The sequence below is a fragment of the Metallosphaera sedula DSM 5348 genome (assembly GCF_000016605.1).
In the GTDB taxonomy this organism is placed as follows: domain Archaea; phylum Thermoproteota; class Thermoprotei_A; order Sulfolobales; family Sulfolobaceae; genus Metallosphaera; species Metallosphaera sedula.
In genome coordinates, this window is the sequence record NC_009440.1 from 1,916,541 (window position 1) to 1,938,364 (window position 21,824).

25 protein-coding genes are annotated in these 21,824 nt (G+C 48.3%); 16 read left to right on the plus strand and 9 right to left on the minus strand.

What is annotated here, in order from left to right; translation table 11 throughout:
• Window position 1 precedes the first annotated feature (1 nt).
• The 10 genes from MSED_RS10155 to lysX all read left to right on the plus strand — a co-directional run bounded on the left by MSED_RS10155 (window position 2) and on the right by lysX (window position 12,058).
• Window positions 2-1,207, plus strand: coding sequence for an amidophosphoribosyltransferase (locus MSED_RS10155; protein ID WP_012021909.1), 1,206 nt, complete (start codon window positions 2-4; stop codon window positions 1,205-1,207).
• Window positions 1,208-2,641 (plus strand): phosphoribosylamine--glycine ligase, encoded by a 1,434-nt coding sequence (gene purD / locus MSED_RS10160; protein ID WP_012021910.1) that lies wholly within the window; start codon window positions 1,208-1,210, stop codon window positions 2,639-2,641.
• Entirely contained in the window at window positions 2,635-3,606 is a 972-nt protein-coding gene (purM, locus tag MSED_RS10165) for a phosphoribosylformylglycinamidine cyclo-ligase (RefSeq protein WP_012021911.1), read from the plus strand. Before purD ends, purM begins: the two co-directional genes overlap by 7 nt.
• Before the next feature lie 56 nt (window positions 3,607-3,662).
• Window positions 3,663-4,109, plus strand: coding sequence for a hypothetical protein (locus MSED_RS10170; protein WP_012021912.1), 447 nt, complete (start codon window positions 3,663-3,665; stop codon window positions 4,107-4,109).
• Window positions 4,110-4,186: 77 nt separating this feature from the next.
• A complete protein-coding gene (locus MSED_RS10175; protein ID WP_012021913.1) occupies window positions 4,187-4,378 on the plus strand; it encodes a hypothetical protein in 192 nt (63 codons plus the stop codon).
• A gap of 93 nt (window positions 4,379-4,471) precedes the next feature.
• Entirely contained in the window at window positions 4,472-5,647 is a 1,176-nt protein-coding gene (locus tag MSED_RS10180) for an argininosuccinate synthase (RefSeq protein WP_012021914.1), read from the plus strand.
• Window positions 5,647-6,993 (plus strand): argininosuccinate lyase, encoded by a 1,347-nt coding sequence (argH, locus tag MSED_RS10185; protein WP_012021915.1) that lies wholly within the window; start codon window positions 5,647-5,649, stop codon window positions 6,991-6,993. The genes MSED_RS10180 and argH overlap by 1 nt, the downstream gene beginning before the upstream one ends.
• Window positions 6,968-8,086 carry a glutamine-hydrolyzing carbamoyl-phosphate synthase small subunit gene (gene carA, locus MSED_RS10190; protein ID WP_012021916.1) on the plus strand — a complete coding sequence of 373 codons (1,119 nt, stop codon included), beginning with the start codon at window positions 6,968-6,970 and terminating at the stop codon, window positions 8,084-8,086. The genes argH and carA overlap by 26 nt, the downstream gene beginning before the upstream one ends.
• On the plus strand, window positions 8,073-11,213 hold the full coding sequence (gene carB, locus MSED_RS10195) for a carbamoyl-phosphate synthase (glutamine-hydrolyzing) large subunit (protein ID WP_012021917.1): 3,141 nt from the start codon (window positions 8,073-8,075) through the stop codon (window positions 11,211-11,213). The genes carA and carB overlap by 14 nt, the downstream gene beginning before the upstream one ends.
• The gene (gene lysX, locus MSED_RS10200; RefSeq protein WP_012021918.1) at window positions 11,213-12,058 is read left to right on the plus strand and encodes a lysine biosynthesis protein LysX; all 846 of its coding nucleotides are present in this window, start codon (window positions 11,213-11,215) and stop codon (window positions 12,056-12,058) included. The genes carB and lysX overlap by 1 nt, the downstream gene beginning before the upstream one ends.
• On the opposite strand, the gene MSED_RS10205 is transcribed toward lysX, so the two are convergent.
• Complete coding sequence (locus MSED_RS10205) at window positions 12,055-12,660, minus strand: translin family protein (protein ID WP_048060170.1); 606 nt, start codon at window positions 12,658-12,660, stop codon at window positions 12,055-12,057. The genes lysX and MSED_RS10205 overlap by 4 nt on opposite strands.
• Window positions 12,661-12,754: 94 nt before the next feature.
• On the opposite strand from MSED_RS10205, the gene MSED_RS10210 reads away from it, so the two are divergent.
• Entirely contained in the window at window positions 12,755-13,699 is a 945-nt protein-coding gene (locus MSED_RS10210; RefSeq protein ID WP_012021920.1) for a 3-hydroxyacyl-CoA dehydrogenase family protein, read from the plus strand.
• Here the strand turns inward: MSED_RS10210 and MSED_RS10215 are convergent, their stop codons facing one another.
• Window positions 13,700-14,245, minus strand: coding sequence for a cupin domain-containing protein (locus MSED_RS10215; RefSeq protein ID WP_012021921.1), 546 nt, complete (start codon window positions 14,243-14,245; stop codon window positions 13,700-13,702).
• Window positions 14,246-14,286: 41 nt separating this feature from the next.
• Here MSED_RS10215 and MSED_RS12060 point away from each other — a divergent pair, with 41 nt between their 5' ends.
• Window positions 14,287-14,478 (plus strand): hypothetical protein, encoded by a 192-nt coding sequence (locus MSED_RS12060; protein ID WP_080512779.1) that lies wholly within the window; start codon window positions 14,287-14,289, stop codon window positions 14,476-14,478.
• Between the two features lie 11 nt (window positions 14,479-14,489).
• On the opposite strand, the gene MSED_RS10220 is transcribed toward MSED_RS12060, so the two are convergent.
• Complete coding sequence (locus tag MSED_RS10220; RefSeq protein WP_144418790.1) at window positions 14,490-15,038, minus strand: VIT1/CCC1 transporter family protein; 549 nt, start codon at window positions 15,036-15,038, stop codon at window positions 14,490-14,492.
• 52 nt (window positions 15,039-15,090) lie between these two features.
• Between MSED_RS10220 and MSED_RS10225 the strand changes: the two genes are divergently transcribed.
• Both MSED_RS10225 and MSED_RS10230 read left to right on the plus strand, forming a co-directional pair.
• Window positions 15,091-15,474 (plus strand): hypothetical protein, encoded by a 384-nt coding sequence (locus MSED_RS10225; protein WP_012021923.1) that lies wholly within the window; start codon window positions 15,091-15,093, stop codon window positions 15,472-15,474.
• Window positions 15,475-15,502: 28 nt separating this feature from the next.
• Window positions 15,503-15,991, plus strand: a complete 489-nt coding sequence (locus MSED_RS10230; RefSeq protein ID WP_187146799.1) for an adenosine-specific kinase — start codon at window positions 15,503-15,505, stop codon at window positions 15,989-15,991.
• Here MSED_RS10230 and MSED_RS12065 read toward each other — a convergent pair.
• On the minus strand, window positions 15,893-16,354 hold the full coding sequence (locus tag MSED_RS12065) for a DUF309 domain-containing protein (protein WP_144418791.1): 462 nt from the start codon (window positions 16,352-16,354) through the stop codon (window positions 15,893-15,895). The genes MSED_RS10230 and MSED_RS12065 overlap by 99 nt on opposite strands.
• Window positions 16,355-16,390: 36 nt before the next feature.
• On the opposite strand from MSED_RS12065, the gene amrS reads away from it, so the two are divergent.
• Window positions 16,391-17,446 carry an AmmeMemoRadiSam system radical SAM enzyme gene (gene amrS / locus MSED_RS10235; protein ID WP_012021926.1) on the plus strand — a complete coding sequence of 352 codons (1,056 nt, stop codon included), beginning with the start codon at window positions 16,391-16,393 and terminating at the stop codon, window positions 17,444-17,446.
• A 43-nt stretch (window positions 17,447-17,489) separates the two neighbouring features.
• Here the strand turns inward: amrS and MSED_RS10240 are convergent, their stop codons facing one another.
• Window positions 17,490-18,053, minus strand: a complete 564-nt coding sequence (locus tag MSED_RS10240) for a hypothetical protein (RefSeq protein ID WP_012021927.1) — start codon at window positions 18,051-18,053, stop codon at window positions 17,490-17,492.
• A gap of 71 nt (window positions 18,054-18,124) precedes the next feature.
• Here MSED_RS10240 and MSED_RS10245 point away from each other — a divergent pair, with 71 nt between their 5' ends.
• Window positions 18,125-18,904, plus strand: coding sequence for a 3-hydroxypropionyl-CoA dehydratase (locus MSED_RS10245; protein WP_012021928.1), 780 nt, complete (start codon window positions 18,125-18,127; stop codon window positions 18,902-18,904).
• A gap of 3 nt (window positions 18,905-18,907) precedes the next feature.
• Here MSED_RS10245 and cyoE read toward each other — a convergent pair whose 3' ends face one another.
• From cyoE to MSED_RS10265, 4 genes are all read right to left on the minus strand, one after another.
• Complete coding sequence (cyoE, locus tag MSED_RS10250) at window positions 18,908-19,765, minus strand: heme o synthase (protein ID WP_187146784.1); 858 nt, start codon at window positions 19,763-19,765, stop codon at window positions 18,908-18,910.
• Window positions 19,766-19,826: 61 nt separating this feature from the next.
• Window positions 19,827-20,780 (minus strand): homoserine dehydrogenase, encoded by a 954-nt coding sequence (locus MSED_RS10255; RefSeq protein ID WP_012021930.1) that lies wholly within the window; start codon window positions 20,778-20,780, stop codon window positions 19,827-19,829.
• Window positions 20,767-21,420, minus strand: a complete 654-nt coding sequence (locus tag MSED_RS10260) for a B3/B4 domain-containing protein (RefSeq protein ID WP_012021931.1) — start codon at window positions 21,418-21,420, stop codon at window positions 20,767-20,769. The genes MSED_RS10255 and MSED_RS10260 overlap by 14 nt, the downstream gene beginning before the upstream one ends.
• 2 nt (window positions 21,421-21,422) lie before the next feature.
• Entirely contained in the window at window positions 21,423-21,809 is a 387-nt protein-coding gene (locus MSED_RS10265) for a CopG family ribbon-helix-helix protein (RefSeq protein WP_012021932.1), read from the minus strand.
• Window positions 21,810-21,824: the final 15 nt, after the last annotated feature.

Sequence of the window (21,824 nt, forward strand, 5' to 3'; positions counted from 1 at the left end):
AATGGCAGGAATAGTAGGTCTCCTAGCCTTCGATAAGGTATGGAACGTGTCCAAGTTCCTATACTACTCCATGGTTGGGCTCCAACACAGGGGCTACGCCTCAAGCGGAGTGGTAATGCTAAATCAAGACATGAGATCAGTGGTGAAGGATGTATCCCCAGAGGACCTAGAGTTTCAGCTGGAAGGATGGGCAGGGATAGGATATACGGGGTCAAGGAGGGGTTACCCCATTCACAACGACGAGGTTGCCATCGCAGTGGACGGAGTTCTGAGGGACCCAGAGAGCTTCCTTAAGGCTTTCACGAAGGACAGGGAGAAGGCACTTGAGGAGGCAAGGGGGGCGTTCTCCCTTGTTGCCATGACCAGAGACGGTGAGATCGTGGGATATAGGGATGAGACCGGTGTTAGACCACTGAGCCTGGGAGGTTTCGGGTTCGATATGGGCATAATTGCGTCGGAGCCAGTGGCAATGTCGGTGATAGGGGGCGATTTCAGGCGAGAAATACAGCCTGGTGAGATGGTAACCATTTCGAGCCTCAACGTTAAATCAAGGCAGATCAAGGAACCGAGGAAGGCTTACTGCTCCATTGAATACGTTTACCAAGCGAGGATAGATAGCCAAGTTAACGAGAATAGCGTGTATGAGACAAGGGTGAGAATCGGGGAACAACTGGCAGAGGAGAAACCCATCAAGGCCGACACTGTAATAGGGGTTCCAGACACTGCACTCCCCTTTGCCGTGGGATACTCCAGGAAACTTGGTCTTCAACTAGACCTGGGCTTCACAAGGACTGGTAGCCCCATAAGGACCATGTTGGCCTCGGATAGTTTCCTCAAGATAGTGGGAGTACAACTGAAGCTGAACCCGATCAAGGGGGCGGTCTTTGGGAAGAGGGTCGTCCTCATAGATGACTCTATGGTCACGGGCACCACGCTGAAAAACACCATAATGAGCCTCAGAAGGCTTGGAGCCAAGGAGGTCCACGTTCTCATAGGCAGTCCCAAGCTCATCTCGGCTTGCCCCTACGGTATAGAGGTCCCAGAGGACAAGGAGCTTATAGCAGCAAATCTCTCAGAGGAGGAGATAGCAAAGGTTTTAGGGGCTGACTCGATTCACTGGTTATCCCTTGAGGGGCTATTTAAGGCAATATCTAGATCCACCCTGTGTACTGGGTGCATGACAAAGAAGTATCCGAAGGTGATCTGAATGAAGGTTCTACTTGTGGGAGACGGAGCCAGGGAACACGCGATGGCAGAGGCCCTAGCCAACTCTCCGCAGGGGTATAGGGTGTACGCCCTATCCTCCTACGTGAACCCAGGGATCAGGGAGGCCGTGAACAGGACTGGTGGAAAGTACGTTCAAGGCAACATAAACTCAAGGGAGGACGTAGCTAAGGCCATTCGCGAGTTCAACCCTGACTTTGGAGTGGTCGGGCCAGAGGATCCACTCTTCCACGGAATAGCTGACGAGTTTAGGAGGAATGGAATACCAGTTGTAGGCCCCAACAGGGCAGGGGCTGAGATAGAGCGGTCCAAGGTGTGGATGAGACAACTCATGTGGAAGTACAAGATAGATGGTAGGTTGAGGTTTAGGAGCTTCACCAGTCTCGAGGAGGCCTCACGGTTCATTGTGGAATACGGTGGATCAGTTGCCGTAAAGCCTGCAGAACAGGTTGGAGGAAAGGGAGTTAAAGTAGTTGCGGATATTCAGGCTTATCTCTCTAACGAGAAGAGGAGGGCATTAAGCAAGAGTGTGGATGAGATAGGCTCCCTCGTTAAGAACGAGGTTAAGATTATTATTGAAGAGAAAGTGGACGGACCAGAGTACACCCTCCACGTTCTCACTGACGGACATACCTTTCTACCGCTCCCGCTGGCACAGGATTACAAACACGCGTACCAAGACGGAATAGGCCCCGAGACTGGCGGTATGGGATCAGTGTCAGGTCCAGGGAGACTCCTTCCCTTCATTACCGAGGAAGAGTACGAGAAAACGCTCAAGATAGTTCAGGACACGGCAAGGGCCATTCGCGAGGAGACTGGGGAGCCCTACAGGGGATTCATCTCCGGGCAGATGATGCTCACAGAGTTATGGGGACCAACCGTGATAGAGTTCTACTCCAGGATGGGAGATCCAGAGACCTCTGCGATCATACCCAGGATATCCTCAGACTTCGGTTACTTACTACAGTTAACTGCTGAGGAAAAGCTGTCCCAGGCTAAGCTTGAGGTGAGGGAGGACCCCACGGTGGTGAGAGCTATCGCCCCCCTTGGCTATCCACTGAGAAGGGAAATGGCCACTGGGAAGGAGATTTTCCTCGACGTTAACTCCATGAGGGAGAAGGGATGTCTAGTGTACTTCGGCTCCGTGTCATATGAAGGTGGGAAACTGATCACGAGGGGATCTAGGGCACTGGAGCTCGTGGCCTTCGGGGACTTTGAGGAGGCCTCCAGGAAGCTGGACACATGCACCAAGATGATTTCAGCCAACACCGAGCTGGTGTATAGAACTGATATTGGCAGAACCCTTGGGGAGCAGGCCGAGAAGGCGGAGATCGTGAGATACTCCTACCAGAACAGGATTAGGAGGAACTCCCTGGGCGTATCAGCGGACTGGGCACCAAATGGTGGTTTATGGTGAGTGAGTACAAGGATGCCGGGGTTGACCTAAATAAGTTGAAGGAGATACACAGGGATATAGCTTCCGCGATCTCCTCAACGTACAGGAGAACTGTGCTGGGGGCAGGGCACTACTCTGGTGTTGTGGAGATAAACGGGTTGAAACTCGCAATTCACGTGGATGGGGTTGGCACCAAGGTTATCCTTGCCAAAAGGGCCAGAAAATATCGGAGCGTCGGGATAGATTGTGTTGCCATGAACGTGAACGATCTCATTAGCATAGGTGCTAAGCCCATTGCCCTAGTGGACTACATTGCCATGGACCAGCCATCCGAAGAGGTGATATCAGAGATAGTCCAGGGACTGGTGCAGGGAGCCAAGGAGTCTGACACTGAGATAGTGGGAGGAGAGACGGCAGCGATGAAGGATGTGGTGAACGGCTTCGATCTGTCCTGTACCGCGCTGGGCGTTGTGGATAAACTGAAGACTGGGGAAGAGGTTTCTCCCGGGGACGTGATTATTGGGCTAGCTAGTAACGGAGTTCACGCCAATGGCTACTCCTTGGTCAGGAAGCTCCTTGATGAGGGGAAGCTATCGTGGAAGGATTGGGAGGAGGAGCTCCTGAAACCCACCAGGATCTACGTTAAGCCTGTCCTCGAGGTTCTGGAACTCATCAAGGCAGCTGGACACATCACGGGGGGTTCCTTCAGTAAGCTCAGGAGGATAACCAACTACTCACTGGAGTTGACCCTCCCAGATCCACCCCTGATCTTCAAGACCATTGAACAAGCTGGTATTTCGCACGAGGAAATGCACAGGGTCTTCAACATGGGTATTGGCATGGTAGTCTTTGTGGATAGAACCAACGCCGAGGATGTTCTTAGGAAATTAAACCCCTATGTCCCATCACAGATTATTGGCGAGGTTAAGGACAACGTTGGTCAGATCAAAATTACCACGTATAAGTCCCAGGTTCTTTATTTATAGAATTTTATCAATCCCTTTTAAACTCTGAATGTTAAAGCAGTTTCTAGTGGCTAAGTATGAAGCCAGTTGATATAAAATCTCTCGTAAATTATGTCTCTTTGAAGATACTAGGAGGAGGCGACTATCTACTAAACGCCTTAGAGGAATATCTAGTGAAAGGTGAAGGGCCGGCCATCGTTGCCCACAAGTACAACATCTCAAAGCATCAGCTTAGAGGATACGCTCAACGCATCATTGAGAAGAGCGGTAGTGAGATCAGGGCGAAGAAGGTTATTCCGATCCTCCAGTATCTTGCTGAGGGTATTGAGCCCATTGTGGAAAGAAACGACAATGGGGTCTACACTTGCAAACTCTGCAACACCGTGGTTGCAAGGGAGGACACGGAGGAACACGTCAGGAAGTACCACAAGGACCAGCTTTCATTGGCTATCAAGAAAATGATGGAGAGACTAGAGGAATATAAGGCAAAGAGGGAGAAGGCCCTCGTGGTCACCGCCTCATAAAGTTAATGTTTCTCGAGTTTACTCCACGATTTAGGTAGGCAAAGTTTTTATGTAAAGCCTGCTAGTATTACCTTGCCATGGACAAAAAAACTGTAAGTTTCAGGATCAAGTATGAAATACTAGATGAGATAACTAGACTAATGCCAGAGACCGGTGCTAAAAACATGTCCGAGTTCGTGATCAATGCGCTGATGGAATGCCTCAACGACGAAGAATGCATGAAAAGTTTCGATGAGAAAATGCTGAAACAAGGATTCTCGCAATTCTAATTGAAGGAATCCTTCAACTTTATCTTTATAAAGAATTACGTTATTTTCATTATCCCCATAGCTTATAACTCAGAGATCTTCGTAAGAGTGAAAATGAAAATAGTCCTAGCCTATTCAGGAGGTTTAGATACAACTGTTGCGATAAAGTGGTTAAGTGAGACCTTTCACGCCGAAGTGATAAGCGTAAGCGTCGATGTAGGACAGAAGGACGACTTTAAGAAAATTGAGGAAAGAGCGTACAAGGCTGGAAGTGCTAAGCATTACCTAGTGGATGCCAAGAGGGAGTTTGCTGAAAACTTCGCTCTGAAGGACATTAAGATGAACGGCCTTTATGAGGAGGTGTACCCGCTTGCCACTGCGCTCGCGAGACCACTCATAGCCGAGAAGGTCGCTGAGGTTGCGAAAAAGGAAGGCACAGAATATGTTGCGCACGGGTCTACATCCAAGGGGAATGACCAGGTTAGGTTTGACCTGGCCCTTAAGACAGCGTTAGATAACGTCAAGATAATAGCTCCAGCCAGGATCTGGAAGATGACAAGGGAGGATGAAATAGCCTACGCCAGGGAAAGGGGAATTCCCATAAAGACCGAGAGCAGTAAGTACAGTATTGATGAAAACCTTTGGGGGAGAAGCATAGAGGGGGACATAATCTCGGATCCCGCGTCAGAGGTTCCAGAGGACGCATTTGAGTGGACTGCTGTGAGGAAACAAGACAAACTGAAGTTGAGCGTGGAGTTCGAGAAAGGAGTTCCCGTTAGAGTTAACGGCGAGAAGCTTGATCCGGTTAAGCTCATTTCCCTGTTGAACGAGGAGGTAGGATCCAGGGGATTCGGAAGGGTAGAACACCTTGAGAACAGGGTAGTTGGTTTCAAGTCAAGGGAGGTGTATGAGGCACCCGCAGCTCTAGCCCTCATAGCGGCGCATAAGGATCTGGAAAAAACTGTCCTCACTCCCTTGGAGCTCAGGTTCAAGAGACACCTTGACTCCTTGTGGTCTGATCTAGTGTACCAGGGACTCTGGTATGAACCGCTGAGGAATACCCTTGAGCTCGCAGGAGATGAGATAAACAAGTGGGTCTCCGGAGAGGTTAAGCTAGAAGTGGACCTGAAGAGTCTCAGGGTAGTGGGTAGGACCTCTCCTTACTCGCCATACTCAGAAAAAATATCCTCCTACAACAAGGGATGGTATCCCTCGGATGAGGAGGCCAGAGGGTTCATTGAGATCTGGGGAATGCACTCCCTACTAACAAGGAAGGCGAGGTATGGCTAATGCTATACAGGAAGTGGGGTTCAAAGGAGGACAAGGTAGTTACTTACACTTCCTCATCGAGGGAGGATGTTAGGATACTGGATAAGGTAAAGGAAGTCATGAAGGCACATGTAATAGAGCTTTTCCTTTCAGGTAATCTTTCCAAGGAGGATGCGAGGAAGTTACTCCAAGGTATAAACTCCTTCACCAAGGTGGATCCCTCCTATGAGGACGTACATGAGGCACTCGAGGATCACCTAATTAAGACGGCGGGTGAGGCTGGAGGCTCAATTGGCCTAGGGAGGAGCAGGAACGATCATGTGGCCGCTGCCCTGAGGCTGGAGATCAGGGAAGAACTAATGGACCTTCTGGAACAACTCCTAGACTTCAGGAAGATGATCCTTAAGAGAGCCGAGGAGAACGTCAATACGCCCTTTGTAGTTTACACTCACTTTCAACCTGCTCAGCCAACTACCTTTGGACACTACCTACTTTACGTGGAGGAGGAAGTTGCCTCCAGATGGAGCTCGATCTTCAGAACTCTGGACCTTGTTAATCGGTCTCCCCTTGGGAGCGGGGCCATAGTGGGCACTTCAGTTAAACTCAATAGGGACAGGGAATCCAACCTTCTAGGTTTCAGGGAGGTTCTGGTTAACACGATTTCAGCCACGTCCTCCAGGGCAGACCTGATCTCTGCCGTTATGGAGGTTGTTAACCTTATGCTCGCCCTAAGCAGGGTGGTTGAGGACATGATCCTGTTGTCCTCCAAGTTTGTGGGAATACTGGAATTACCGGACACCCACGTGAGCACGAGCTCGCTTATGCCACAGAAGAGGAACGCAGTAACCATGGAGGTGCTCAGGGCAAGGGTCTCAAGGGTACTGGGTTACTTGACCTCGATTGCCTCGACTTACAAATCACTTCCATCGGGATATAACCTAGATCTTCAGGAGATCAACCCACTCTTCTGGGAGATAATTGACGAGACTAGAACGGGAATAGAGGTACTTCATGACCTCCTCTCCAAGGTGAAGGTGAACGAATTCAAGATAGATAAGGAGGTACTCTCCACCGATGAGGCAGAGATACTTGCCGAGAAGGGAATGAGGTACAGGGATGCCTACTTCGCCGTGGCCAAGGCGGTGAGGGAGGGCAAGTTCTCCCCCACGATTACGCCTGAACAGTCAATTTATAGAAAAGCAGTCAAGGGAAGTCCTAGCCCAGAGAGGGTCAGGGAAAGTATTTCCCTCGCTAGGGAAAGGTTAAATGGTGACGAGAATTTGTTAAGAGAATATAAAAACTGGACTCTCAAAGGAGAAGGGGAATTGAGGTTGATGGAAAATGACATACTGCAAGAGGGGAACTGAAGGGTTAATCTACCTAGAGGACGGAACCCTGTTGAGGGGTTGTGGCTTCGGCGCTAAGGGAGTGAGGTACGGGGAAGTGGTTTTCACTACGGCCATGAACGGGTATCCAGAGTCCATGACCGATCCGTCTTACAGGGGTCAGATACTTATCATAACGCATCCCCTCGTGGGAAATTACGGTGTCCCAAACCCCATTGTGAGAAATGGGATTCTCCAGAACTTTGAGTCAGAGCAGATCCAGATCGAGGGGCTCGTGGTTACGGAGGAGACTGATCCCTCAAAGTGGAACTCTTCCAAGAGCCTTCACCAGTGGATGGCTGAACAGGGTATTCCAGGAGTCTCCTCCGTGGACACTAGACTCCTGGTTAAGAAAGTAAGAACCCTGGGCTCCATGATGGGGGTAATTGCCTCCGGGGAACATGTGGAGGATCCTAGGAAATACATAGAGATGAGGTATGACGAGATAGACTTCACTAAGTTTACCTCCCCCAAGTCCCCTATCATCCACCAGAACAACTCCCCAGATATTATTGTGTTAGTGGACTGCGGAATAAAGCACGGCATACTAGAGGAGCTATACAAGACTGGCTTCACCATAGTGAGGGTTCCGTGCAAGTCCAGTGCCGATGAGATCATGAACTATTCTCCAAAGGGCATAGTCTTTGGAAACGGACCTGGAAATCCTAACATCCTGAAGGATCTAGTGAAGAACTTCTCCGCAGTCATGGAGTATAAATTGCCCACCCTTGGAATATGCCTTGGGCATCAAGTGGCAACTCTAGCCTTGGGTGGCAATGTAAGAAAGATGAAGTTTGGACATAGGGCAATAAATAAGCCCGTGACGGATATCTCAAATAACAAGTGCTACATATCTACACACAATCACGGTTATGGAGTATACAAGGAGGACATTCCGCCTGACACGCAGATCTGGTTCGTGAATCCAGATGACGGGGTAGTCGAGGGGTTAATACACAAGAGACTTCCCCTGATCACAACTCAATTTCACCCGGAAGCTAGGCCGGGACCCAATGATACGACTTGGGTTTTCCAGAAGTTTAAGAAGATGGTGATAAAGGATGAAGGGAATTAAGAAGGTTCTTGTCGTTGGTTCAGGACCCATAAAGATAGCCGAGGCTGCGGAATTCGACTACAGCGGATCCCAATCGCTTAAGGCCTACAAGGAGGAAGGTATCGAGACAGTACTGGTTAACTCCAACGTTGCCACGGTTCAGACCAGTTACGGAATGGCAGATAAGCTCTACATGATTCCTGTAACATGGTGGTCCGTAGAGAAGGTCATTGAGCAGGAGAGACCAGATGCCATTGCCATCGGATTTGGAGGACAGACTGCACTAAACGTGGGAGTTGACCTCTACAAGAGGGGAATTCTCCAGAAGTATGGGATTAAGGTACTCGGAACTCCCATCGAGGGTATAGAGAAGGCATTGAGCAGGGAGAAGTTCAGGGAGACAATGATAGACGTTAAGATCCCAGTTCCTCCCAGCTTTTCCGCTAAGAGCTCTGAGGAAGCCCTAGAGAAGGCAGAGGAGATTGGCTACCCCGTAATGGTCAGGGTAAGCTTTAACTTGGGAGGCAGAGGTTCTACGGTGGCCTGGGATAGGGAATCCCTTAGGAAGAGTATAGACAGGGCATTCTCGCAGAGCTACATTGGAGAAGTCCTAGTGGAAAAGTACCTGCACCATTGGAAGGAGTTAGAGTACGAGGTTGTGAGAGACTCTAAGGGGAACTCCGCAGTTATAGCATGCGTGGAAAACCTGGATCCCATGGGGGTTCACACGGGAGAATCCATAGTTATCACCCCATGCCAGACGCTGGATAACAAGGAATTCCAAGAGATGAGGACTTTGTCCATGAAAGTGGCAGAATCCATCAGTCTAGTGGGTGAGTGTAACGTACAGTTCGCACTGGATCCCAACAGCTACACCTATTACGTTATAGAAACCAACCCTAGGATGTCTAGATCCAGTGCCCTCGCGAGTAAGGCAACAGGTTATCCCCTTGCCTACGTTTCCGCAAAACTTTCCCTAGGCTACACGCTGGAGGAGATCCTGAACAAGGTATCAGGGGCGACGTGCGCCTGTTTCGAGCCCAGCTTAGATTACGTTGTCATGAAAATACCAAGGTGGGACCTGCAGAAGTTTGAGGAAGTAGATACTAGCCTAAGCACGGAGATGAAGAGCGTTGGAGAAATCATGAGCATAGGGAGGTCCTTTGAGGAGGCCCTTCAAAAGGGATTGAGAATGCTAGATATTGGGGAACCAGGGGTGGTTGGAGGAAGATACTACATGTCCACTGCCCCCAAGGAGGATGCACTCAAGAAACTTGGCAAGAGAATTCCCTACTGGCCAATATGGGCAGCTAAGGCATTCAAGGAGGGAGCGTCAGTTGAGGAGGTGTACAAGGCCACAGGGGTAGACAGGTTCTTCCTAAGGAAGATAGAGAACCTTGTGAAAACTTTTGAAGAGATCAAGGGATCTAAACTCGACCTAGAGAAGCTGAAATACCTTAAGACACTTGGTTTCAGCGACGAACAGGTTGCCATGGCCACCAACTCCAGCGAAGATGAGGTGTGGAAGGTCAGGTCCTCCAATCGCATCCTTCCAAACATAAAGCTAATTGATACTCTAGCTGGAGAATGGCCAGCCGTCACCAACTACCTTTACCTAACATACGTTGGCTCTGAGGATGATATTGAGCTGAACTCCACTGGGAACAACCTTCTCATAGTGGGGGCAGGAGGTTTCAGAATTGGAGTTTCAGTCGAGTTTGATTGGGGAGTGGTGGAGTTGATGAAGGCTTCTCTGAAGTACTTTGACCAGGTAGCCGTGCTGAACTATAACCCCGAAACAGTTTCCACGGACTGGGACGTGACCAGGAAGCTCTACTTTGACGAGATATCAGCCGAGAGAGTTCTAGACATAATAAACAAGGAGAAATACACTTACGTTGCCACATTCGCGGGTGGACAATTGGGTAATAACATTGCAAAGAAGCTGGAGGAGAGAGGGGTGAAGCTTTTCGGAACCTCTGGATCCTCGGTAGACATGGCAGAGGACAGGGAGAAGTTTTCCAAGCTCCTAGATATGCTAGGAATTAAGCAACCTGAGTGGATCTCAGCTAAGGATCCCCAAGAGATAAGGAAATTTGTGGAACACGTTGGTTTCCCAGTATTGGTCAGGCCGAGTTATGTGCTGAGTGGATCGTCCATGAGCATTGTCTGGACCGAGCAGGAGCTCGATGAGGTCATTCAGAGGGCCAGATTATCCACAAAGTATCCTGTGGTGATAAGCAAGTTCTTGGATAACGCGTTTGAGGCTGAAGTTGATGCGGTGAGCGATGGTAAGGGCGTCCTTGGAGTCGTGATGGAACATGTGGAAGAGGCTGGAGTCCACAGCGGTGACAGCACCATGTCCATACCCACAAGGAAAATCACTCCCGTTGTCGAAGATCTCAAGAAGATTTCCCTTACCCTTGCCAGGGAGATTGGAGTTAGGGGTCCATTCAACTTGCAGTTCGTGATAAAGGACAACGTGCCCTACGTTATAGAGATGAATCTCAGGGCAAGTAGATCAATGCCTTTCTCCAGCAAGGCCAAGGGAGTCAACCTAATGGAGATGGCTGTTAAGGGCATCTTGCAGGGTCTCAACCTGGATGAGTTCATGGAGCCTGAGAGCAAATCATGGGCAGTAAAGTCAGCCCAATTCTCGTGGACTCAACTTAAGGACTCCTATCCATTCCTAGGCCCCGAGATGAGAAGCACGGGAGAGGCTGCGTCCCTTGGTACAAGCTTCTACGATGCGTTGCTCAAGAGTTGGTTATCATGCTCTCCCAACAGACTGCCAAGGCAAGGCAAGGTTGCCCTAGTTTACGGTAAGGGGAATGGAGAGTACTTAATGGAGGCTGGGAAAAACCTAGAAAGATATGGTCTAGTCGTAAAATCGTTGGATTTCGGTGAGGTACCAGGGTTTGAAACGCTTAAACAGGAGGAGGCACTATCCCTGATTAGAAAGGGACAGGTTGATCTTGTGGTGACTAACGGTTACATGAAAAGCCTAGACTACAGCATCAGGAGAACTGCCGTTGACCTGAACATTCCAATCATCCTCAACGGAAGGTTGGGGAAGGAGGTCTCCCAGGCAATGTTACTCAACGAGATGACCTTTTATGAGATGAGGAGGTATGGAGGTGGAATCTAATGAAGGTAGCCCTGATTGTAGACATAGTTAGGCAAGAGGAAAAGCTTCTAGTTAAGGCGCTCAACGATAAGCAGGTTAGTTACGACGTAATTAACGTGGCTCAAGAGCCATTGCCGTTTAACAGGGCGTTGGGTCGATACGACGTAGCCATAATTAGGGCAGTTAGCATGTATAGGTCACTATACGCCGCTGCCGTCCTGGAGGGAACCGGGGTTCATACGATTAACTCCACAGACGTGATAAGCGTAGCTGGAGACAAGATATTGACATACTCCAAGCTCTTCAGGGCAGGAATACCCGTTCCACAGTCCATCATAGCCATGTCACCGGACTCGGTGATGAAGGCATATGAACAGATTGGATTCCCCCTCATTGACAAACCACCAATTGGTAGCTGGGGAAGGATGGTCTCCCTCATCAGGGATATCATCGAGGGGAAGACCATAATAGAACACAGGGAAATGATGGGGAATTCCGCACTGAAGGTTCACATAGTCCAAGAATACATTACAGGGAAAAACAGGGACATAAGATGTATAGTGATGGGGAATGAGCTCCTAGGATGCTACGCCAGGAACATACCCTCTAACGAATGGAGGGCTAACGTTGCCCTTGGAGGAACTCCAACTCCTCTGGAGGTTGACGACGCGCTTAAGGAAACAGTGTTGAAGGCAGTTAAGGTGATAAATGGCGAGTTTGTCTCAATTGACGTGTTGGAACATCAGTCTAGGGGATACGTTATTAACGAGCTTAATGACGTTCCTGAGTTCAAGGGGTTCATGCTTGCCACAGGGATAGATGTGCCCAACAGGCTGGTAGATTACATAAAGGAAAAGTTTTCCTAATCCTGATCCACCTTTCCCACAACTTCCGCAAGGAACACGTCGTGTCTGGTATCTTCCAGGATTTTTCTCATGGCATCGACTTTCTGCCTGAGCCCGGGAACCAGGGATTTTGGGTACTCCAGTTTCCAGAGTATGTCGTAGAGGTTCTCCATTTCCTCTAGAATTTCTCTTCCCCTTGCCTTATCTCCCTTTCTAAGGCTCTCCAGCGCTGCCCTCCTCATTTCGCCTAGTGCGTCAGCCAACCCGGTGATGTAGTAGATGTCCGGTATTCCAAGGTCCCTGGGCAAGTTCAAAGGTAGGTTGAAATAGAAGGAGAGCACTACGCTCGCTTCGCTGATCTCCTGAAAGGCAACTCCAACGTCCCCAAACAGGAGTTCGGGGAAGTTCTGTACAATGTTCTTAATCTCCTCAACTCTCTTCCTAGCTTGACCATACTTCTCCAGAGCCTCATCTCTCCTGCCCCTATGACTTAGGGATATGGTCTCTCCAGAATACCTGATCACCTCCCTAGATATCTGGAGCAGGCGTTCCCTGTTCTCGAATCTCGACATCAACTTCTCTTCCACAGAGGAAATATACTCGTTTATTTTGTCGGTTATCATGGTGATCATACACTAGGTCTGAATTAAAGGCTTTCTAGACCTTGGCCTGCTTAGAAACTACAAAATTTAAATTACTTATACAATATAAGCACCCATGACTGAAAAGGTATCTGTAGTTGGAGCAGGAGTTATAGGCGTAGGTTGGGCGACCCTTTTTGCGTCTAAGGGATACAGCGTCTCTCTCTACACCGAAAAGAAGGAAACCCTAGACAAGGGAATAGAGAAGCTAAGGAACTACGTTCAGGTGATGAAGAACAACTCCCAGATAACCGAGGACGTCAATACCGTGATCTCGAGGGTTTCTCCCACCACGAATCTGGATGAGGCCGTTAGGGGAGCCAACTTCGTCATTGAGGCAGTTATTGAGGATTATGACGCAAAAAAGAAAATCTTTGGATACTTGGACAGCGTCCTTGACAAGGAGGTTATACTAGCTAGCAGTACTTCAGGTCTCCTCATAACAGAGGTTCAGAAGGCAATGTCCAAGCACCCTGAGAGGGCGGTGATAGCCCATCCCTGGAATCCACCCCACCTTCTACCGCTTGTCGAGATAGTTCCAGGAGAGAAGACCAGTATGGAAGTGGTGGAGAGGACGAAGTCCCTCATGGAGAAGCTGGACAGAATAGTAGTGGTGCTCAAGAAGGAGATTCCGGGTTTCATAGGGAACAGGCTCGCCTTTGCTCTTTTCCGAGAGGCCGTATACCTTGTAGACGAGGGTGTGGCCACTGTGGAGGACATCGACAAGGTAATGACAGCGGCAATTGGACTCAGATGGGCCTTCATGGGTCCGTTCCTCACATACCATCTAGGTGGTGGAGAAGGAGGGCTTGAGTACTTCTTTAATAGGGGTTTTGGGTACGGTGCTAACGAATGGATGCATACCCTGGCAAAATACGACAAGTTCCCCTACACTGGGGTTACGAAAGCGATACAGCAAATGAAGGAATACTCCTTCATAAAGGGTAAGACTTTCCAGGAAATTTCGAAGTGGAGGGACGAAAAGCTCCTGAAGGTATACAAACTAGTTTGGGAAAAATAATCACTCTTTTTCCTTGAACTCGAGGATACCCATGTTCTCTAGGAGGCCTGAGTCCGTAACATCGAAGAGGATGGCCTCTGTCTCCCCTGTGTTTGTGTGGCTGTGAACAGCGTTGGCTGGAACCACGAACACATCTCCCTCATTCCAGTGAAATATTTCTCCGTCTATCTCCGAGTAACCCCTTCCCCTTACTACCAGGTATATCGAGGCCATGTTGTGGGAGTGGGGCTTGGTGCTGACCCCAGGCTTGATGTACTGAAAACCGGCCATCATGTTAGGTGTGAGACCCCTTGACCTCCCGGTGCTGGGCGAGAAAAACATGACCTTAGCAACCCCAGGTTCTACCTGACCCCTTTCTGCCAGCTTCTCTAGAAGGGTAAGGGTGGGACCAAACCTTATGACCTTGGGCTTTACCTTAGGAGCAGGTTCCGTATTCTCCATGAAGACGACTACCTTTAAATCGTCTCCCTCTATCTCCTTAACTATGTCACTCACATCCCTTTTTAGTTCGGATTGTAGATCCTTTCTAACGAGAAGTTTGGACATTGGATTTAAAGAGTATAAACAGTATAAAAAGGTGTCTTACAATGAAGAAGGATTGTATTATAAAATCCGGGTATGAGACCTGTGTGGAGATTTGTGGTAGGTTAATCTGTGATGAAGTCACGGTAAAGGAATACGCCGAGATATGTGAGAAGTGCAATAATGGGGATAAAAGAGCTTGTCTAACGCTTTACTCCAGGTATGGTTGCTGGAGTTCCTCGGGATGGTGGCTATAACCCACGCAGTTCTACCTGCTAAGATAGTAGGAGATAACTAGCATTAAGGCTCCACCCACCGCTATTATGATTCCTGATCTGATCTTTTCCTTCCAGGATCCCTCGTAAGCCAAGCCTAGGAGGAAGAGCTCTCCCAGCGACGTCACAATACCGTAAGCTAAAGCCCTGGTCAATAGGGTGACGTAAAGGGAAATGAGACCTAGGAAGGGGGATAGACCATGGGCCAGAACTGAAAGTACAATGGTGACCTTCATTCCGTAGTCGTATGTTGACCCCTTCAAACTCCTCATCATCTGTCTCTCTAGCCTGTCAAACTCCAGTTTTCTCTCTTTAACCTCAACTATGAGGGAGTTCCACGCCGAGGATATGGAAACGGCAATTATCCCAGACACCACGGTAAGCTCTATTACTCGAGATGGGGCATTTGCTAGAATAGAGGACACAAGTATGCCCAAAGAGAGGAGAACACCATCAAATGCCCCTAGTACTAGGTAACGCCTCAACATGGGCCTCTCATTACGTAGAGAATACCTTAAACCCTCGATGAATCGATCAAACACGTCGATATCTATTGATTCAACTTAAATATTAGTCTTCTCTACACCCATAACCATGAATAAAACAGTACTGTTAGCGTTAGCCTTCGTGGTCCTGATCCTGACGGTCGCTGGGGTAGTCGCTGCGTCCTCCTACAAGACCAGGCTAACCATTACGCCTTTGGGTTCTAGCTCCAACGGCGAGTACACTCTTCAGGTTAAGGTGATCATGAATTACGGCCCGTTTGGAGGCGAGCAACCCCTAAACGACGCGGTAGTTCAGGTAACGGGACAGAACGGAAGCTTTTACAGGAATTTCACGCTCTCTAATGGAATTGCAACCTTCACACTACCTGAGGGAGTATACACGGTCAACGTCGCTAGCCTGCACTACACCTTCAAGGTTGATCTGACCCAGAACGAAATGGCCACCCTCACTTATGCATATCTAGTGAGCTAAATTTTAATACGTTTATTTTCCAAGTTGAATTATGATTAAGCTAGATGTTGTTAAGATAGATATTCCGGAGGGAACGAACGTAATCATTGGACATTCTCATTTCATAAAGACCGTGGAAGACCTTTACGAAACCCTAGCGTCATCCTCTCCAAGTTTGAAGTTCGGAATTGCGTTCAGTGAGGCGAGCGGAAAGAGGCTAATCAGATATGACGGAAACGATGAGGAGCTAACCAAGCTGGCCATAGAGAACTGCAGAAGGATATCGGCAGGACATACCTTCGTGATCTACATTAGGAACGGATACCCAATTAATGTGTTGAATAGAATTAAGGCTGTGGAGGAGGTTGTTAGGATACACGCAGCAACGGCTAACCCGCTTCAGGTCGTAGTCGCAGAGACAGAACAGGGAAGGGGAGTCTTAGGTGTTATTGACGGCATGACCCCATTGGGAGTTGAGTCCGAGTCTGACATAAAGGAGAGGAAGGAGATCCTGAGGAAGTTCGGATATAAGAGATAGTGCCCTTTCCATGAGTTCGTCTGAGACCCCTCTATTCTTTCTATATTTTATCATGGATGCGCACAGGAGAATCAGGGCCTGTAGATATTTCCTTTCTGCACCGTTGGATCCTCTCCAGATACCCTCAAGTAACTCGTGTGCCTCCCAGAAGCGACAATCATTGAGGAGATCCCATAGCTCTGTCTTGGCTTCGCCCACTTTGACGAAGAAGAGAGGCTGGCCCAGATCCCTGATTACCTCGTCAAGGTTACCCAACACATCAACTTCCCTGTATTTACATTCCCTGATCTCGATCACCCTATAGCCTTCCCCCTCTCTCCTCACCATGTGATCAATGGGGTAGAACAAGATGTACCTTTCCATTATGTTTTTATTTTACAGAAAGAACTATTTAGTTTGATGCAGAAGGAAGCTATACTATACACCAAGTTAGATGGCAGGATCAGATGTGACGCCTGTGCCAGGAAATGCCTCATTGGTGAGGGACAGGTTGGGTTCTGCGGAGTCAGGTCTGTCTCCACGGGGAAATTATACTTGAATGTATACGGTAAGGTCGCAGCTGCTCACATAGACCCCATAGAGAAGAAGCCCCTTGTTCACTTCTATCCAGGTTCAAGGGTACTTTCGTTCTCCACATTTGGATGTAATTGGATGTGCATGTACTGTCAGAACTACGACATAAGTCAGAGGAGAGTGGTGGATGGAGCAGATCTAATGCCTGAGGATATAGTGGATATGGCCAGGGCATATGAGGTTGAAGGGATTACCTACACATATAACGAACCGGCAATCTTTGCTGAGTTCGCCCACGACACGGGTGTTCTGGCTAGGAAATTTGGGTTATTAAACACCATGGTTACCAACGGGTACTGGAGCGAAGAACTTGTGGATTACGTTAAGGACTTTCTGGACGCAGTTACTGTGGATTTCAAGGGAAACGGGGAACCTAAGTTCATGAGAAGATACACAGGAGCCTCTGGGCCAGATCCAATCTTTAACACTATCTCAGAACTGATTAAAAGAAAGATTCACGTGGAGATTACGGACCTAATCATTCCAGAAATAGGGGATAACCTGGAATTCGCTAAGGGATTTCTCAAGAGACTATATGACGTGGTTGGACCTGATGTTCCAATACATTTCCTCAGGTTCCACCCAGACTACAAGCTGAACAACCTACCCTTGACTCCAGTGGAGACTCTTGAGGCACATTACAAGATAGCAAAGCAGGTGGGATTCAGATTCGCCTACGTGGGAAATGTTCCAGGTCATCCCCTCGAGAACACTTACTGCCCACAGTGCGGTAACGTAGCCATAAGGAGATACGGCTTCAGAATACTGGAATGGAATCTAACTGAGGATATGAGGTGCACAAGATGCGGTTATAAGCTTCCCATAGAGGGAAGAAGATCCAAACACTACCGTGAGGATAGATTCGAATCAATCTACATCTAGCTATTCATGAAGAGATAAGAGCTCTACTTGAGGCGTTTATCCGCTAGTAAGAAATTGAAAGTTTCATGTCGGCAGTGTCATTATTTGAAATGATAACCTCCACAATTATGTCGCCACATCTCCTCCTCATGGTTATCTTGTTCTCTGATAGAGACACCTTGAGGTTGGAGCAGTTGTTGAGGGATTTCAGCTTGAAATTATAGTAGGGATTCCTCACTCTCCTAACAGCCTTATTTACGACCCTCTCAAAAAGGGAGTTGGGGTCTATAACCTGGTCACTCAGTAGGGGGACCTTCAACTTAACCTCAATGTAGTACTCGTTAACATTAATCTGCATGGAATCAAATTTCTTCGAGAAAGCGTAGGTTAAGAGAAGTGGTGAGACTAGGGAGTAAATTGCTGCGATCAGTAGAAAATGCTTCATGTACTCAAAGGTAAAAAGCACAGTAGAGGCGAAGGAGAGAGGGGTTATATAGAGTAGATAGGGAGCAGAATTCCAAAAGTCCCTCATTCTCCTCGCTACGAGTAAGGTTGAAACCGCAGGCCCTGCCCACGGTATTATTACAGAAAAGGACTGCAGTAAAGTACCCCTCTCGTAACTAACCATATTAGATATTACTTAACTCGGGAATTAAAGCATTAATACTACTCCATTTAATAACTCTACTCGTATCAACCATGGAATTTGAAACAATAGAAACTAAAAAAGAAGGAAACTTGTTCTGGATTACGTTAAATAGACCCGATAAACTAAACGCACTAAACGCTAAATTACTTGAGGAGTTAGATAGGGCAGTCTCTCAGGCAGAGTCTGACCCAGAGATTAGGGTTATCATCATTACAGGGAAAGGAAAGGCCTTCTGCGCAGGGGCTGACATAACCCAGTTTAACCAGTTAACCCCAGCAGAAGCCTGGAAATTCTCTAAGAAAGGAAGAGAGATCATGGACAAGATAGAGGCACTGAGCAAACCCACCATTGCCATGATCAATGGATATGCCCTTGGGGGTGGACTAGAGCTAGCCTTAGCCTGTGATATAAGGATCGCAGCGGAGGAGGCCCAACTAGGCCTTCCAGAGATAAACCTAGGGATATATCCGGGGTATGGGGGGACTCAGAGGTTAACCAGAGTTATAGGAAAGGGAAGAGCCCTGGAGATGATGATGACGGGCGATCGTATTCCTGGTAAGGATGCTGAGAAATATGGTCTCGTGAATAGGGTTGTCCCCCTAGCTAACTTGGAGCAAGAGACAAGGAAGCTGGCAGAAAAGATAGCCAAGAAGTCTCCTATCTCTCTCGCCTTAATCAAGGAAGTTGTAAACAGGGGACTAGACTCTCCCCTACTGTCAGGTCTAGCGTTGGAAAGCGTAGGATGGGGAGTCGTGTTTTCTACGGAGGACAAGAAGGAGGGGGTAAGTGCCTTCCTGGAGAAGAGAGAGCCTACGTTTAAGGGAAAATAGTTTTTAGATTAATCTGGTTAGAATAATAAGAATCAATAGAATAGCTAGATATGGGGAAGAGAACTTAAACGATCTCCACGCCTCTTCTCCAGTTGGATTTCTCATCAACCTAACACTGAAGTACATCTGCACAGCGGAGAGAATTCCTGCCACTATCCCGTAAATTACTCCTGCATAAAGGTAAAGGGCCAAGGCGAAGGGTATCATCAATGCGTTGGATAGAGCTATCATCTTAGCGGAAAAGTTCTCAGGCATTATCACGGGCAACATGGGAATTCCAGCCCTAGAATAGTCCTCCTTAAACTTCAGGGCCAAGGCCCAAAAGTGGCCCGGAGTCCACATGAAAATTAGAAGTCCGAGCAGAATAGAGGGGATAGTAAAGGAGGACGTAGTAGATGCGTAGCCTGCCCAAGCAGCAGCGCTTCCCGCTAGGCCACCTATCACTATGTTCAATGGGCTCCTAGGTTTCAACCACACTGTATAAACTAGAACGTAAACTAAGCCCCCCAGGAGAATGAAGAACGAAGTGAGGGGATTATCCAGCAGACCCACTAGCGTGCCAAGGGTTAGGAGCGCGATTCCCACGTAGATTGCCTCCTTCTGTGAAACGTAACCCATCACCGTTGGTCTCTTTGAGGTCCTCTTCATTACCTTGTCTTTATCTATCTCTATTCCCTCGTTAATTATCATGGAGCCAGCCGAGGCAAAAGTTCCTCCCACTAAAACAGCTAGAATGCTCAAGGGCATCAGCTTACCTGAGAGAAAGGCGCCAGACAGGGCAGCTAAGTCCAGTAACCAGATTATTCTGGGTTTACTCAGCTTTGCGTAATATATCAGCCTAGCTGAAATGGAAGTAGCCAAATTAATCCCGTTTTTTATTGTAGTATTCGTCATTTATAAATGTAAATCTAGAATGGTGGAATCAAATCAAACCATTGCTCATTAGTACTATATCCGAGAACACACCAAAGGCCGCGTTCTGTGGACCAGCCCCAGGTCCTGTAATAACTACTTCCTGTATGTCAGAGTGAATGTCTAGCGTGTTGATTACTCCGTCCACATGATACAGCGGATCCTCAGGAGATACCTCGGTCAGGCTAACCTTACTTGTTTTACCCTCCGAGACAGCAACTAACTTGAGCTTTCTTGATCTACGTTTAGCCTCTTCAATCCTTGAGAGTGTAACGTTAGCTATTCCGGAAAAGTCGACATCCCTGATCGAGATATTTCTACCCATTGCGAAATTGGTTAAGATAGTTAGTTTAGCTGCAGCGTCAAATCCATTCACGTCGTGCTCCGGGTTTGCCTCAGCGTATCCCTTTTCCTGAGCTTCCCTTAAGGCCTGAAAGTACTCAAGTCCCTGATCCATTCTAGTGAGGATATAATTCGTGGTACCGTTCAGGATACCCCTTATCTTCAGGATGGTTGAACCCCTCAACAGGCGAAGAAGGTTTATGGAGGGGGTCCCGCTCATCACTGTTGCCTGAAACCCAAGGAAGGCGCCATGTTTTTTAGCTTGAGCCACGATCTCCGCGTACTTAAGGGCAAGGGGAGCCTTGTTCGCCGTGATCACCGCAATACCCCTTGATAAAGCCTCCATGTAAAGGGAGAAGGAGGGCTCTCCTGTCTCGTAATTGGCGGAACTTACGTCAATCACTAGGTCAGGGCTCACCTCATTTAGGGCGTCAATGGGAGTTCCATCCTTGGTTTTTCTAAACTCCTCCGAGTCTCCTAGCATAATGCCTCTCCTGGTGACAATTCCCTCTATCCTTACGTTCAAACCCAGTGAGGGTGCCCTCTCCCTGACCATCTTCCTGAGGGCCTTACCCACATTACCATATCCTACCAGGAGGACCCGTAAGCTATTGGACTTCATGGACTATCTTACCACCGATCCTACTTAATAGCTTAGCAGTAAGTCTCACTGCCTCCTCGACCAGGGATGGGTCTATCCCAGTAACTCCGGCCCCCACTATTAACACGTTTTTAGTGGATAGACCCACGCTGGTGAGCACCGAGTCCCTGTGAGGAAAGATGTGCATAACCTTACCCTCGCCGTCGACCATGATCGGAATACCAGGTGACAAAACCTCGACCTTGTTCCCAATCCCCTCAAACTTCTCTCCGCCTGAGCTGAGAACTAGATTAGGCTCGCCCTTGATCTTGTCCAAGTCATATATTCCGATGGAGACAAGGGTCTCCGCGCTAACCACGTTTCCAGCATCCACAATATCATTGATTCTGGGAAGCTTACCGGTCCTGACAATTCTCCTTCTAAGAGCTTCACCGCTTGGCCTAGTCTTTGTGGGGTCTATCCCCAGCTTCCAGTAAAAATCTCTATACGCCCTAATAACAGGAATATCCTTGAGCGACTCTGGATTGTCAGATCGAAATTTGCTCTCTACGGCTGAGAGTTCCCCCTCAAATCTTCCCTGACCATTCACGAGATCAAGGACTTCGGTGTGTTTCACGAAGATTCCCATGGATGCGCAATTTTCCTGTATGCTGATCCTCATGGTCACACCTCAAGGGATACTAGAAGTTTAGCCTTTTTCACCTTGTTTATGGCACTTAGTCTCCTAGCTAGCCTCTCTAGCTCACGTCTTTTTCCCTTCACGGCAATGGCCTCCATACACAGCTTCTCGTTAACGTGAACGTGTAGGGTAGAGATTATGCTCGCCTCGTGCTGATGTTCAACGGAGGTTATCTCGTCGCTACCATCCTCCTCATACACCAGGTTAAGTATGCCAAAAACCTCCTCGTCCTCTCCTGTGAACTCAGCTAGGTACTCCGAGACCGCCATCTGAATTAGTCTCGACCTACTCACTCCCTCATCCTCGGCCCTCCTCTGAAGCCTCCTTAAGGTCTCCTTATCTAGGGCCACGCTAATCTTTTCAACGTTCATGGATGAAATTTAGGG

Bases quoted from the DNA above. Each gene is read 5' to 3' on its own strand.
- MSED_RS10155 (WP_012021909.1), top strand. From the start codon at position 2: ATGGCAGGAATAGTAGGTCTCCTAGCCTTCGATAAGGTATGGAACGTG.
- purD (WP_012021910.1), top strand. From the start codon at position 1,208: ATGAAGGTTCTACTTGTGGGAGACGGAGCCAGGGAACACGCGATGGCA.
- purM (WP_012021911.1), top strand. From the start codon at position 2,635: ATGGTGAGTGAGTACAAGGATGCCGGGGTTGACCTAAATAAGTTGAAG.
- MSED_RS10170 (WP_012021912.1), top strand. From the start codon at position 3,663: ATGAAGCCAGTTGATATAAAATCTCTCGTAAATTATGTCTCTTTGAAG.
- MSED_RS10175 (WP_012021913.1), top strand. From the start codon at position 4,187: ATGGACAAAAAAACTGTAAGTTTCAGGATCAAGTATGAAATACTAGAT.
- MSED_RS10180 (WP_012021914.1), top strand. From the start codon at position 4,472: ATGAAAATAGTCCTAGCCTATTCAGGAGGTTTAGATACAACTGTTGCG.
- argH (WP_012021915.1), top strand. From the start codon at position 5,647: ATGCTATACAGGAAGTGGGGTTCAAAGGAGGACAAGGTAGTTACTTAC.
- carA (WP_012021916.1), top strand. From the start codon at position 6,968: ATGACATACTGCAAGAGGGGAACTGAAGGGTTAATCTACCTAGAGGAC.
- carB (WP_012021917.1), top strand. From the start codon at position 8,073: ATGAAGGGAATTAAGAAGGTTCTTGTCGTTGGTTCAGGACCCATAAAG.
- lysX (WP_012021918.1), top strand. From the start codon at position 11,213: ATGAAGGTAGCCCTGATTGTAGACATAGTTAGGCAAGAGGAAAAGCTT.
- MSED_RS10205 (WP_048060170.1), bottom strand. From the start codon at position 12,660: ATGATAACCGACAAAATAAACGAGTATATTTCCTCTGTGGAAGAGAAG.
- MSED_RS10210 (WP_012021920.1), top strand. From the start codon at position 12,755: ATGACTGAAAAGGTATCTGTAGTTGGAGCAGGAGTTATAGGCGTAGGT.
- MSED_RS10215 (WP_012021921.1), bottom strand. From the start codon at position 14,245: ATGTCCAAACTTCTCGTTAGAAAGGATCTACAATCCGAACTAAAAAGG.
- MSED_RS12060 (WP_080512779.1), top strand. From the start codon at position 14,287: ATGAAGAAGGATTGTATTATAAAATCCGGGTATGAGACCTGTGTGGAG.
- MSED_RS10225 (WP_012021923.1), top strand. From the start codon at position 15,091: ATGAATAAAACAGTACTGTTAGCGTTAGCCTTCGTGGTCCTGATCCTG.
- MSED_RS12065 (WP_144418791.1), bottom strand. From the start codon at position 16,354: ATGGAAAGGTACATCTTGTTCTACCCCATTGATCACATGGTGAGGAGA.
- amrS (WP_012021926.1), top strand. From the start codon at position 16,391: ATGCAGAAGGAAGCTATACTATACACCAAGTTAGATGGCAGGATCAGA.
- MSED_RS10240 (WP_012021927.1), bottom strand. From the start codon at position 18,053: ATGGTTAGTTACGAGAGGGGTACTTTACTGCAGTCCTTTTCTGTAATA.
- MSED_RS10245 (WP_012021928.1), top strand. From the start codon at position 18,125: ATGGAATTTGAAACAATAGAAACTAAAAAAGAAGGAAACTTGTTCTGG.
- MSED_RS10255 (WP_012021930.1), bottom strand. From the start codon at position 20,780: ATGAAGTCCAATAGCTTACGGGTCCTCCTGGTAGGATATGGTAATGTG.
- MSED_RS10260 (WP_012021931.1), bottom strand. From the start codon at position 21,420: ATGAGGATCAGCATACAGGAAAATTGCGCATCCATGGGAATCTTCGTG.
- MSED_RS10265 (WP_012021932.1), bottom strand. From the start codon at position 21,809: ATGAACGTTGAAAAGATTAGCGTGGCCCTAGATAAGGAGACCTTAAGG.